General features: G+C 64.0%; 1 protein-coding gene. It reads right to left on the bottom strand.

The features are described from left to right. Window positions 1–258, bottom strand: a 258-nt coding sequence (locus QMX98_RS34990; RefSeq protein ID WP_282412112.1) for an aldehyde dehydrogenase family protein, incomplete at both ends; no start/stop codon positions are given.

Raw genomic sequence — 258 nt, 5'->3', positions numbered from 1 at the left:
TCTGCTGATAGTGATCGAGCATCATCTTGTGGGTTTCACGGCCGACGCCGGACTTCTTGTAACCACCGAACGCGGCATGCGCCGGGTACAGGTGGTAGCAGTTGGTCCACACACGACCGGCCTTGATGGCGCGGCCCATGCGGTAGGCGCGGTTGATGTCGCGGGTCCAGAGGCCGGCACCCAGGCCGAACTCGGTGTCGTTGGCGATGGCCAGGGCTTCGGCTTCGTCCTTGAAGGTGGTGATGCTCACCACCGGGC

Origin of the sequence: Pseudomonas sp. PS02303, from assembly GCF_029959925.1 — a bacterium.
Classification (GTDB): domain Bacteria; phylum Pseudomonadota; class Gammaproteobacteria; order Pseudomonadales; family Pseudomonadaceae; genus Aquipseudomonas; species Aquipseudomonas mandelii.
This window is presented reverse-complemented; position numbering and strand designations above follow the sequence as displayed.